The organism is Paenibacillus sp. GM2FR (assembly GCF_002803325.1).
Taxonomy (GTDB): domain Bacteria; phylum Bacillota; class Bacilli; order Paenibacillales; family Paenibacillaceae; genus Paenibacillus_AQ; species Paenibacillus_AQ lautus.
On record NZ_MKZM01000012.1, the window covers coordinates 80,049 to 92,777 of the forward strand.

Sequence of the window (12,729 nt, forward strand, 5' to 3'; positions counted from 1 at the left end):
AAACGTGATTATCTATATTGTAGTCAAACCCGTATAGGGGAGGGGGAAACAACACGTGCTGGAATCTGTTATTCGCGAGCAGCTGGCCGCCGTGGTTGGCGGGAAGTGGTTCAAGGACGATCCGGAAAGTCTCGTCGCTTACAGTTATGATGCTACGCCGCTATATCAAGCAATGCCCGACGGGGTTATCTTTCCTGGAAGCACGCAGGAAGTATCCGACATCGTCAAAATTTGCTCAAAACACCGCATACCCGTTATTACGCGGGGCGCAGGCAGCAATCTGTGCGGCGGGACCATTCCGCTTCAGGGCGGTCTGATCGTGGTTATGACCCGAATGAATAAGCTGCTGGAGATCGATTCGGATAACCTGACCGCCACCTTCCAGACCGGTCTGAATACGAAGCAGTTTCATCTGGCGGTTGAACGGACAGGACTGTTCTATCCTCCGGATCCAAGCAGCATGATCATCTGCACGATGGGCGGCAATATCGCCCTGGGGGCTGGTGGCCTGCGGGGCTTGAAGTATGGAACGACCAAGGATTATGTCCTTGGCCTGGAAGCCGTATTGCCGGATGGCAGCATCCTGCGCACGGGCGGCAAGCTGGTGAAGGACGCGGCAGGGTACGATTTGACCCGGCTGTTGGTAGGATCGGGCGGTACGCTGGCCATTCTGACCGAGGCCACGGTCAAGCTGATTCCGAAGCCTTCTTACAGGAAGGCCATGGTTGCCGTCTATGACGATCTCAACGCGGCGGCCCGAACGGTGTCGAATATTATAGCCAATCATATTTTCCCGTGCACCTTGGAATTCATGGATCAGCCGACCCTCCAGGTGGTTGAGGATTTTGCCAAAATCGGCCTGCCGGTTCACGCCAAAGCGATGCTGGCGATTGAGCAGGACGGCAGCGTGGATGATGTGGAGCGGGACTTGAAGAAGCTGGAAGAGATATGTCTCGCCTCCGGCGCGGTTCAGCTCAATATTGCCAAGACACCGGAAGAAGGGGCGAAGGTAATGGAAGCGAGACGGAGCGCGCTTGCCGCGCTATCCCGATTGCGGCCGACCACGATCCTGGAGGACGCGACGGTTCCGCGTTCGAAGATTGCGGACATGGTCCTTGAAGTTCAGCGTATCGCACAGAAATACGATGTGCAGATCTGCACATTTGGCCATGCCGGGGACGGCAATCTGCATCCGACCGCGATGACGGATGCCCGCGACCCGGAAGAGATTCACCGTGTGGAACAGGCATTCGCCGAAATCTTTGAGGCGGCGATTGCCATGGGGGGCACCATTACCGGTGAGCATGGCGTCGGTATCGTGAAGGCCCCTTACCTGGAATGGAAGGTGGGCGCAGCGGGCATCCAAATGATGAAATCCATTAAGGATGCGATCGATCCGCACCAAATCATGAATCCCGGCAAGCTGTTTGCGGAAACCCGGAAGCGGATTGTCTTCCAGGATCGGACGGAGCAGGCAGAGCGGGACTCGATTTCGGATCAGGATCAGAAGATCCAAACATCGTGAGAGGAGGCGAGAGCGCATGAATTCAACCCATGAGAAGCTTGCACAATCGCTGAAGCTGACGCTGGATGAGGATCAATTGACGAACTGTATGCGCTGCGGGTTTTGTCAGACCGCCTGTCCAACATTCCTCGAGACAGGGCTCGAAGCTGCCTCCCCGCGCGGGCGGATTGCGCTTATGAAAGCGGTTGTGGATGGTTTGATGGAGCCGGATGAGAGCTTTCGGAGCCAGATGGATCTTTGCCTGGGCTGCAGAGCCTGTGAGCCTGCTTGTCCTTCCGATGTGAAATACGGCCAGCTGATCGAGCAGACCCGGGCAGCCATTGCTGCCGAGAAGCCGTATTCGCTGCCGGTGCGGATCGTTCGCAAAACGTTCCTGCAAGGGCTATTCCCGCATCGCGGAAGGTTGAAGCTGATCGGCAAGACGCTTTCCTTTTATCAGAAATCCGGCCTTCAAAAGTTTGCGCGGAGTTCCGGAGCCATGAAGCTGTTTCCCGACCATCTTCAGCAGCTGGAGAAGGCGCTGCCTCCCGTAACGGGCGACGGCCTGGAAGAGCTGTGGAGCAAGGCTGGCTTGCCCTACCGCCGCGAGACGACAGACAGCGGTTCAAGGCTTATGGTGATCCCTGCGGCCGGGGCGAAGGTCGGCCGGGTCGGCATGTTCCGTGGCTGCATCATGGATGTCATGTTTGCATCCACGAACGTGAACACCGTACGGCTGCTGCGTCAGGCCGGGTTCGAAATTGTCATTCCGGAGGAGCAGGTATGCTGCGGAGCGCTGCATGCGCATGCCGGTGAGATGGGCGATGCCAAGCAGCTGGCCGGTCAGAACATATGGGCTTTCGGGGAAGCGAACGTGGATTACATCGCAAGCAATGCTGGAGGCTGTGGCGCACTGCTGAAGGAATACGATCATCTGATGCATGCAGAGCCGGATGAGCGGCTTCAGCAAGCGGCGGTTCGTTTTGCAGATCAGGTGAAGGACATCTCCGAGCTTCTGCACAGCTTCGGTCGGCCGCTTACGCCGATTCATGCGGAGAGCGCAGAAAACGAGGCCATAACGGTCACCTATCAGGACTCGTGTCACTTGCGCAATGTGATGAGGGTACAAGGCGAGCCGCGCCAGCTGGTGGAGCACCTTCCTGGTGTACAGATGTGCGAGCTACAGGGGGCCGAGATATGCTGCGGTTCCGCCGGCATTTATAATCTGACCCAGACGGAAATGTCGACCACGCTTTTGGATCGCAAAATGGAACATGTGGAGGCTACCGGAGCCAAGGTCATCGTGACTTCGAACCCGGGATGTCTGCTGCAGATGAAGTGGGGGATCGAGCGTGCCGGTAAACAAAATGGCGTAGAGGCCGTTCATCTCGCGGATTTTCTGGCAGGGCAGGTGCTGATTGAGGATAGGCGTGACTAATGGTACAAATGGGCAACCTCATGGTCATTATGATCGTGGGGAAGCCCTTTTTAGTCTGGTTTATCATAAATCAGCGTGTTCATTGCGATCATTTATTATATATAATGGTTCCGATACAGCATTAATCGTATCGATACAGTGATAGAAGGATAGATACAGTGTTATTAGGCAACGAACCGGTTTACATCGTTCCCTATCAACGGTATGGTAGACCGACAGGGGGAGTTCTCTCCCTCACTGGGTTCATATAGTAAATATAAGCAAAGTGCAATCATGCGAGGAGGAGAGCGATACCATGAAAGAGAGCTTTGATCCGTCACTCATAGACCGATTGGAAAGTCCGGAAAGGAAGAAGGAGTTACCGGCCTCTTCACTGCTAGAGAAGCTCCAAGTGAATGGCGAGGTGGATGTCCTTGACATCGGGGCAGGTACCGGCTATTTTTCCATACCGGCAGCCTCGTTAACGACAGGCACGGTTTACGCGCTGGATACCGAGCCAGCCATGCTGGAGATGATGCGGGGGCGTGCACAGGAACAGGGGCTCACGAATATGAAGGTGATGGAAGGCATGGTGGAAAAGCTTCCTTTCCAGCACGAAGCTGTGGATCGGGTCATTGCCTCCTTGATCCTTCATATTACCGATCAGCTGGAGGAGTCCATCCGTCAGATGGCAAGGGTGCTGCGGCCAGGAGGACGATGCTTGTGTCTGGAGTGGCAGGAGGATCCAGCCGAGAAGCGGGTTCCCCGTCCGAACCGGGTCGATCCGCATGTGATGAAGGCTTTGTTGGAGCAAGCAGGGCTGCATGTGGAAGGAATCGAGTATCCGACAGAGCGTCATTATCTGATCATCGCCAGTAAATAGCCAATGCCGATGGAGCCTCTTGCTGAATCTCCTCTCTCTTTAGATAACCGAGATAACCACCCGGTCCAGTGCCTGCCTCACCGTGTTCTGTGGAGGTAGATCCCAGATTCTGTGCATGTATTGATACTGCTGGAACATTTTGGGGATTGCGGCCGTCTAAGGAATGAGGTGATTCATTTATGAGGCAATCCGTGGTTAGGATTATGCTTAGCTGCTTGCTGCTCCTCGTGAGCCTGTACACGGTCAAACCAACGGACGTATTTGCTTGTTCCTGTGCGGGACCGCCTACAGTTGAGGAGAGCTTGGAACGGAGTGCAGCGATATTTGCAGGCAAAGTGACCAAGCTGGTTGGCCCGAAGCCGAAGCTGATGATGTCATCCGCAGATCCGGTCCAGGTTACGTTAGAGGTATCGGAAGTATGGAAGGGCGAATTAGCCGGAATGACGGAGCTTACAACGGCTGTGTCATCAGCCAGCTGCGGTTATGATCAGTTTGCCGTAGGAAGCGAATTTTTGGTGTTCGCGTCTGCAGAATCGGGTCAGCTGAGAACTGGGATGTGTGATGGTACGAAGCTCCTCTCCACCGCAGGCAAAGAGCTAACCGAGCTTGGAGCTGGATATCCCCCAGACGATGCATCGGCTCAGGGTGAATCAGGGCCCGATACGCTTGCGGAGGGCGTGCCTCCAGGTGAAGGTCAGAATGCTGGTCAATCTCAATTCTCACTGAAACCCGTACTGTGGGGGGCTGTCGTAGTGCTGCTGGGAGCGGGGCTATGGCTCTATTTTTGGAGGAAGAGAAAGAGAAATGTAAAGCCGATGTAAAATTTTTGAAGATCTATTGGCGGTAGTAAACGGCCATGCTATAATTCTTGTATTCAAGTAAAGGGGAGTAGCAGTCGCAGCAAAGTCGTCAATTCGTGACACGAACGTGTCTCCGGCTTTGTTGGCAACGAAAGTTGTTTGCGAGACCTTTGCCGATTCGGTAAAGGTGCTTATTCCTACAGCCTATTTCTGGGTAGATACCTTTATCGCCGATTTTCGGGATAAAGGTTTTTTTGTTTCCTTCCACCTTTTGAAACGAAAAATCGGATCATTCTATTCATGAAGGGGAGATTGCGTTTGGAAATGGGAATGTTGCTCGAATATGGGTGGGTGCTGCTGGTGTTGATTGGACTCGAAGGGATTCTCGCAGCCGATAATGCCCTGGTGATGTCCATCATGGTTAAACATTTGCCCGAGGACAAGAGGAAGAAGGCGTTATTTTACGGATTAGCCGGTGCGTTCGTGTTCCGTTTTGCATCCCTCTTCATTATCTCCTTTCTGGCGGATGTTTGGTACGTACAAGCGATTGGAGCCTTCTACCTGCTGTATATCAGTATCAATCATATGGTTAAGCAGTTCTTTGTGAAGAAGAAGAAACATCTGAAGGAAGCCGAAATGAAGCAAGAAAAATTCTGGGTTACCGTGTTAAAGGTAGAGCTTGCGGATATTGCGTTTGCGGTCGATGCCATTTTGGCTGCCGTAGCCCTTGCCTTGACACTGCCGGAAACCGGCCTTCCGAATATCGGGGGCATGGACGGCGGACAATTCCTGGTTATCCTGACAGGCGGAATTATCGGCTTGGTGATCATGCGGTTCGCCGCATCGTATTTCGGAAAGCTGCTCGTTAGAAGACCCGGCTTGGAAACGGCTGCATTCCTGATCGTGGGATGGGTAGGCATTAAGCTGGCCGTCTATACGCTCGCACACCCGGATATCGCTGTATTGGAAAAGACGTTTCCGAAAAGCACAGGCTGGAAGCTTATATTCTGGGGCGTATTAATCCTAATCGCGGTCCTCGGCTGGTTCTTGTCCAAGGAGAAGAGTGATATGACCCAGAAGGAGCGGAAACAAGTGGAAAGCTAACAAACGGCCCCTTTTGATATAATGAACATAGGAAAAAAGAAAGGAATTGTGATCTCGCGTGTAAAATTATCGTTTCTGCGCAACCTTAAATTATACTTTATGATATGAGGAGAAACGATTGTCATTGGATAAATGAAGTTCGAAGTTAGATAAAATACTGCCTGCCCTGATTCTATTCATGGTCATTGAGAGTCATATGACGTTCTGGGTTACAGCCGAGTTGAAGCTGCCCCCAAGGATGCAACAAGCACACGCCTCGGCTCCCGTGCCTGCCCGAGTGTAAACCGAAAGGCAGACCTTCATCATGGAAATCATTGAGGTTCCTTTGGCTTAGGAGTAGAATAAGATGATGTAGGGCGCTTTTAGCTTTTCTTTTTCTGGATACAAGACAAGAAGAAAGCAGATACACCTTGTGATTGTGAATCAGCCTTATTGGCCGGGGAGTGAGGAGAGGCGGGTGCCTGTCCTCAACAATCTTCGGTCAGCTAAGGCTTTTTGATTTGAATAGCAGATAACAGCCCATGAAGAAGGAGTGAGCAGGATTGATAATCCTCAAAACACAAGAACAAATCGCCAAGATGAACAAGGCCGGGGACATTCTCGCCGAATGCCACCGGCAGATTGCCAAGATGATTAAACCGGGCGTGACAACACTGGAAATTGATCAATTTGTCGAGCGGTTTCTGGCAGAGCGCGGCGCGACACCGGAGCAGAAGGGATATCACGGATATCCATTTGCCACCTGCGCGTCGGTGAATGACGTGATTTGCCATGGTTTTCCGAGTCATGAGCCATTGAAGGACGGAGATATCGTTACCATTGATATGGTGGTGAAGTATGATGGCTGGCTCGCCGATTCCGCTTGGTCCTATCCGGTCGGAAACGTGTCCGAGGAAGCGCAGCATCTGCTGGACGTAACGAAGAAATCCCTGTATCTCGGCATTGAGCAAGCGGTGATCGGCAATCGAATCGGAGACATCTCCCATGCGATTCAAACCTATGCGGAATCTCAAAATTTATCGGTCGTCCGCCACTTCGTGGGGCATGCCATCGGCGAAAATATGCATGAGGAGCCGCAAGTGCCGCATTACGGCCCACCCAACCGCGGGACACGGCTTAAAGAGGGCATGGTCATCACCATTGAACCGATGCTGAATCTTGGCACATATCAATGCAAGATCGACTCAGACGGATGGACCGCGAGAACAGTGGACGGCAAATGGTCCGCGCAGTATGAGCATACCCTCGCCATCACAAAGGATGGCCCGGTGATCTTAACGGAACAATAAGATGCAGGATGTGACTCCAAGGGGGCTTACGCTCCCTATGGGGCGGGACGGTACAAGCTATAAAACTCATACATGCGTAGTGATGCAGTCACATCCGAGAGTAAGCCTATCTGACATCGTAAATAGACGCAAAAGTGAATTTTTTTCAGGGGTTAAAAGAAAAACTCCAACGGAGCAGGCGGAATTGTTCTGTAGAAGCGAAGCGTGCGCCTTTGCCCCCGGATTTCAACGATATATATCGTGATTCAAAGGAAATCTGGGGGCAACAGCGATCGGAAGAACAATCCGCATGCGGAGTGATGTATAACTCTCAGAATTCGTCTTTGAATAGACGCATACGAATTCGACGCCATCAATGAATAGACGCCAATGGCAGTTTTTCTTATAATAGAGTAATCATTTTACAAGCGAAGGGAACATGGAACATGACGATACGAAAAGCACTAACCGTAGCGGGCTCGGATACGAGCGGCGGCGCTGGCATCCAGGCTGATCTGAAGACGTTTCAGGAATTTGACGTATACGGTATGACCGCACTGACCACGATTGTCTGCATGGAACCGAAAACATGGGATCATCAGGTTTTCCCGGTGGCGCTCGATATTGTAGAAACGCAGTTGAAAACCGTGCTCGAGGGCATTGGCATCGACGCGATGAAGACCGGCATGCTCGGATCCGTAGAGATTATCGAGCTCGTGTCCCAGTATATCGACCGCTATAACCTGGAACGGATCGTCATCGATCCGGTGATGGTCTGCAAAGGCACCGATGAAGTGCTGCAGCCGGAAAATACGGAAGCGATGCTGGAGTTCCTTCTCCCGCGCGCCGATTTGGTAACGCCAAACCTGTTCGAGGCGTCCCAGCTGGCCAAGTCCGGTCCGATCACGACCCTGGATCAAATGCAGGAGGCTGCGGCCATCATTCATGAGCGCGGCGCGAAGAACGTGCTGATTAAAGACAGAGGCAAGATCCGAGAAGGCAAAGCGATGGACCTGCTCTATGACGGAAACAGCTTTGAATGGTTCGAAGCCGATACGATTGTAACGAAGTATACTCATGGTGCGGGCTGCACGTCATCCGCTTCCATTACAGCTAATCTTGCCAAAGGCTTGACCGTTCGCGAGTCGGTACAGCAAGCGAAGGCATTCATTACACAAGCCATCTCCAATGGCTTCCCGCTGAATGAATTCGTAGGTCCGACAAGACATTCCGCGCACCGCAGTTTATCTGCAAATTAAACAAAATACATTTTTTTGCAAGCTTATTCAAGCGTGGTATTCGGCTTTCAGAAAGTGACAAAAAAACCTTTCTTCCAAGAAGAAAGGTTTTTTTTGTTGTTAGTCGAACTCGCTGCATATAGTGTATAGGAGCAAAGGCATGCTTCGTTCTACGCGTTTTTTCCGAAAGGGATACGGCGGCTTAGGTCCTTTCCAGTATAATTATGTGCTATACTTTATAAAGGGTCTGATAGAAAAGGAAGAAAATGTTTAGGGGTTGAGACATGTTTCAGGACATTTTGGAATTTTTAAAAAATTTTGGTCCATGGGGATTGTTTATTCATTCGTTTGCTGATGCTGTAATTTTTCCGGTTCCCGCCTTTTTTCTGCAGGTTTCGCTTAGCATCATGCATCCGCAGGATGCGCTGTGGCTCGCAACGTATGGCTTTATCGGGTGCTTGCTGGGGACGCCGCTGGGTTATTTAATCGGAAAGCTGCTTGGGAAGTCGGTACTATACAAGATTTTGAAAAAAGAGTGGATTGACGCTGCTACGAACATGTTTCAGAAAAACGGCGAGGCCGCTATATTGATTGGTTCTTTTACGCCGGTACCCTTTAAGGTGTTCACGATTCTATCGGGGTGTTTGAACTTCCCGTTATGGAGACTTCTTGCATATGCCGCTATAGGCAGAGCTACCAAATTTTATGTTGTAGGTACCTTGTTTTATCTGTACGGTAACGCGGCAGAAGGCATGGTTAAGGATGTATCGTTATATATTGCGCTGATTGCCGTTCCGCTTCTGTTGATCGGTGTGTACTTTAACCGCAAACGCAAGCGTAAGAAAATGGAGCAGGAAAAGCTGGCTGAATCTACGAGTGAATCTAGCCCCGTTGTGGTCGAAAAGACGGTACTGGAGCAGACGTCGGACCAGACTCCATCGGCTTAACGCTAAACCTGACGTGGGGGTTACCCCCGCGACGATCATATAAAAAAGCAGCCGGGTGAGAGCCCGGCTGCTTTTTTCCAAGGTATCAGAGAAACATATTTATATGATAGCTACATATTTCAGGATTAACCCGTTTTTCCGAATCTGAAAAACTTGCCTCGGCCTTTCGTTGTCACAGGAGTAAACGTCGGTGATGGGGATAGCGGGGATGTCATGTCTTGTGCAAGATACCCGTGGAGAGGTCCACGGTAGACTTCATTCAACTGCGATGAATGGGAGAAATCCTCCGGCGTTACAAGATGACAAGGCTTGTTCACAGGCCGCAGGCCTGCTTGCTCCAGCACCGTAGCAACAAAGTGGGAGCAGAAAAAAGCATCGTCACGATCAATATGAATCCGAAACAATATACCCAGCAGCCCTAGCAGATTATATTTGTAGCGGTCCTGATCACGCATCATCTCTTTGACAAGGTTGTGCATGCGTTGATAGTCTTCATTACTAACGCGGAAGCGATATACCGCGCATTCCGAAGTGTAGAAGAAGGGGTCGCGGAGATTCTCGCGAACCAAACCGCCGTCAAACGGATTGTTCGCCTTCTTTCGCCCAAAGCTGTACACTTCGCGTAATTCGGAATCAAACGCGATGGATGCATGGTTGAGTGGGGCCTTCGTGAAATATTGGATCATTCTGCTGAACCAGGTGCCCGTGCCTGTAAGCACAATCCAAATATCTTGTTCCGTGTACATACTCGCAAACTCCTTTGTTAACGGTCCTAACGACTAGCAATTGTAAATGACTTGCTTTCTTTCACAATAAACGAAAAAGCCATAGCGTTCAAGTCAAAAAAAACCATTTTCTCTCAGTTTCACTAGAATAGCTCTGGGATTGTCACCAAAAATTAGAAACCTCATCACAATATATTCGCCCTATGTCCAAATTATCCTTTGGTTTGCTGTATTTATATTTTTCAATAGGCGAGAGGAAAGGAGAAGCAATCCGATATCTCGAAATAGGTAAAACGATTGAACAATGAAAGACAGGAGGATCTCCAAATGATGATGAATAGTGAAAGTCTCAGCTATGATTTTATGGTCCAAGCGATTGAAGTAGCGCCGATTGGAACGGTATTCATCGATTCAGAGGGGAGTATTATCAAAATTAATCCCGCTGCTTGCGTCATGCTGGGGTATGAGGCGGAAGAGTGTCTGCACCATCCCTATTACGATTGGATTTATCCGGAAGATGTGAATAAGGACAAAGATTGGTTAAAGAAGCTAAAGTCGGGTAAGGCCGCTTCCTTGCAATTGGAGAAAAGACTGATACATAAACAAGGCGATATCAGGTGGGTATCTTGTTTGCTAAGCACAGCTCGCAGCAGGGAAGGAAGAACACTCGGCTATGTGGCGCATTTTACGGATATTACCGACATGAAAAAGGCGGCCCATCAAGAAGAGGAGCGGCTGATCCAGTCCGATAAGCTGTCCATGGCCGGTCAGCTCGCGGCAGGGATCGCCCATGAAATCCGTAACCCCATGACCTCCATCAAAGGGTTCGTGCAGCTCATTCGCTCCGGCGCCGGCCGAAAGGATGAATATTTCGATATTATCTCCTCGGAGATCGAAAGGATCGAGCTGATCGTAAGTGAGCTTTTGTTTTTGGCGAAGCCGCAAAGCGTGAAATTCGAGCGTGCCGATATCCGGCAGCTCCTGGACCAAGTAATTACTCTATTAAATACCCAGGCCATCATACATAACGTCGAGATTATAACGGATTTCGGAGAGCGAGAGGCGAATGTAGAAGGGGATGTGAATCATCTGAAGCAGGTGTTCATCAACTTTATTAAAAATGCCGTGGAATCCATGCCGGGCGGCGGGGAGTTGACCATTCGGCTGGAGAGAGGCGATGACCCTACCGTGGCCATCTATTTCACAGATAATGGCTGCGGGATTCCGGAAGCGATTCTCTCCCGTCTCGGGGAACCGTTCTTTACCACGAAGGAGAAAGGGAACGGCCTGGGATTCATGATCAGCAAAAAAATGATCGAGGACCACAAGGGGCAGGTTCACGTGTCCAGCAAGCTTCAGGAGGGAACGACCATAAAGGTAATCCTGCCGCTCAGCATAATCTAGCTTGACCGGACGTATGGTTCGCTCTACATTATAGAAAGATATAGGAGAGGGGGCGGCCAATATGGGCAATATGCAATTGTTAAAAGAGCCGAAGCGGCGCAAGCTGCTGTTCAGTGCGGGTGCCAGCTGGATGTTCGATGCGATGGATGTCGGGATGATTTCGTTTGTTGTTGCGGCACTGGCAGCGGAATGGTCGTTGAGCTCGCAGCAGGTAGGTATTCTGACAAGTACCACCTCGATCGGAATGGTATTCGGCGCGGCCATGGCTGGATTCCTGGCCGATAAATATGGACGGAAAAACATTCTGCTGTGGACGCTGCTCATATTCTCGATCGCCAGTGGTCTTTCCGCGCTGGCTACCGGTTTCATCATGCTGTGTTTGATGCGCTTTATTGCCGGCTTCGGACTTGGCGGAGAGCTTCCGGTTGCATCCACGCTGGTATCGGAAAGCATGCCGGTTCATGAACGGGGAAGAGCGGTTGTGCTGCTGGAAAGCTTCTGGGCGGCAGGCTGGATACTATCCGCGCTTATAGCCTATTTTGTAATCCCGGATTACGGCTGGCGGGCAGCCTTTGTTATTGGGGCTCTGCCTGCTTTTTATGCGCTCTATCTGCGGCGTGCCATCGAGGATTCGCCAAGGTATATCGAGCAGAAAGCCAAGGCTGCCCGCAAGCTGACCTTCGGGGAGCGAGTGGCTTCGGTCTGGTCGGTGGAACATCGGCGTACGAGCATCATGCTGTGGGTGCTCTGGTTCACGGTCGTATTTTCGTATTACGGCATGTTCCTGTGGCTTCCGACCGTCATGGTCGATAAAGGATTCAGTTTGGTCAGGAGCTTTCAGTATGTGCTGATTATGACGCTTGCCCAGTTGCCGGGCTATTTTACGGCCGCGTACTTTATAGAAAAGTTCGGGCGGAAATTCGTTCTCGTAACCTATTTGGTGCTTACGGCCTTCAGCGCAATCTGGTTTGGTTACGCCAATACGGAAGGTTCGCTGCTCGCAGCAGGCATTTCCTTGTCATTCTTCAATCTGGGAGCATGGGGAGGTTTATATGCCTACAGTCCGGAACTTTATCCGACGAAGGTTCGTTCAACGGGGGTAGGGCTTGCTACGTCGTTCGGACGGATCGGCGGCGTTATTGCACCGCTGCTCGTCGGTGTGCTGAAGCAAAATGGCACCCGTATCGAATTTATTTTCGTGATGTTTTTCGTGACTATCCTGATCGGTGCGCTTGGCGTACTGGTGCTTGGCAAGGAAACGAAAGGGCAGGAGCTTGCGGACTAAGGCTGGTGACCGCGTGCAAATGACGTTTTTTTTGCGAACCAGGAGGATATGCTCTGAAGTGTATACTTTCTGATATCTGAAGAAAGGGTGGATCCGAAGGTTCAAATTACCTTGGATCCACCCTTTTTATGTTGAGATACAGTTAAGGCTCAAG

Annotated in this window: 11 protein-coding genes; 10 read left to right on the forward strand and 1 reads right to left on the reverse strand. The window is 51.0% G+C overall.

The features are described from left to right. Positions 1 to 55 precede the first annotated feature (55 nt). The 8 genes from PAEVO_RS31695 to PAEVO_RS31730 all read left to right on the forward strand — a co-directional run bounded on the left by PAEVO_RS31695 (position 56) and on the right by PAEVO_RS31730 (position 9,161). Positions 56 to 1,525: an FAD-linked oxidase C-terminal domain-containing protein gene (locus PAEVO_RS31695; protein ID WP_100541430.1), complete on the forward strand. Its 1,470-nt coding sequence runs from the start codon at positions 56 to 58 to the stop codon at positions 1,523 to 1,525. 16 nt (positions 1,526 to 1,541) lie between these two features. After that, complete coding sequence (locus tag PAEVO_RS31700; RefSeq protein ID WP_100541431.1) at positions 1,542 to 2,942, forward strand: (Fe-S)-binding protein; 1,401 nt, start codon at positions 1,542 to 1,544, stop codon at positions 2,940 to 2,942. 295 nt (positions 2,943 to 3,237) lie between these two features. Beyond that, complete coding sequence (locus PAEVO_RS31705) at positions 3,238 to 3,804, forward strand: class I SAM-dependent methyltransferase (RefSeq protein ID WP_100541432.1); 567 nt, start codon at positions 3,238 to 3,240, stop codon at positions 3,802 to 3,804. Positions 3,805 to 3,983: 179 nt separating this feature from the next. Then, the gene (locus PAEVO_RS31710; protein ID WP_100541433.1) at positions 3,984 to 4,625 is read left to right on the forward strand and encodes a hypothetical protein; all 642 of its coding nucleotides are present in this window, start codon (positions 3,984 to 3,986) and stop codon (positions 4,623 to 4,625) included. A 279-nt stretch (positions 4,626 to 4,904) separates the two neighbouring features. Then, a complete protein-coding gene (locus PAEVO_RS31715; RefSeq protein WP_481856512.1) occupies positions 4,905 to 5,708 on the forward strand; it encodes a TerC family protein in 804 nt (267 codons plus the stop codon). A gap of 542 nt (positions 5,709 to 6,250) precedes the next feature. Continuing rightward, positions 6,251 to 6,997 (forward strand): type I methionyl aminopeptidase, encoded by a 747-nt coding sequence (gene map, locus PAEVO_RS31720; RefSeq protein ID WP_076325344.1) that lies wholly within the window; start codon positions 6,251 to 6,253, stop codon positions 6,995 to 6,997. 425 nt (positions 6,998 to 7,422) lie between these two features. Continuing rightward, a complete protein-coding gene (gene pdxK / locus PAEVO_RS31725) occupies positions 7,423 to 8,235 on the forward strand; it encodes a pyridoxine/pyridoxal/pyridoxamine kinase (protein ID WP_076325345.1) in 813 nt (270 codons plus the stop codon). A 263-nt stretch (positions 8,236 to 8,498) separates the two neighbouring features. Further along, positions 8,499 to 9,161, forward strand: a complete 663-nt coding sequence (locus tag PAEVO_RS31730; protein WP_100541435.1) for a YqaA family protein — start codon at positions 8,499 to 8,501, stop codon at positions 9,159 to 9,161. A 125-nt stretch (positions 9,162 to 9,286) separates the two neighbouring features. Here the strand turns inward: PAEVO_RS31730 and PAEVO_RS31735 are convergent, their stop codons facing one another. Continuing rightward, complete coding sequence (locus PAEVO_RS31735) at positions 9,287 to 9,907, reverse strand: hypothetical protein (RefSeq protein ID WP_098749017.1); 621 nt, start codon at positions 9,905 to 9,907, stop codon at positions 9,287 to 9,289. A 306-nt stretch (positions 9,908 to 10,213) separates the two neighbouring features. On the opposite strand from PAEVO_RS31735, the gene PAEVO_RS31740 reads away from it, so the two are divergent. Then, positions 10,214 to 11,290 carry an ATP-binding protein gene (locus PAEVO_RS31740; RefSeq protein WP_243391009.1) on the forward strand — a complete coding sequence of 359 codons (1,077 nt, stop codon included), beginning with the start codon at positions 10,214 to 10,216 and terminating at the stop codon, positions 11,288 to 11,290. A gap of 61 nt (positions 11,291 to 11,351) precedes the next feature. Then, entirely contained in the window at positions 11,352 to 12,575 is a 1,224-nt protein-coding gene (locus PAEVO_RS31745) for an MFS transporter (RefSeq protein WP_100541436.1), read from the forward strand. Positions 12,576 to 12,729: the final 154 nt, after the last annotated feature.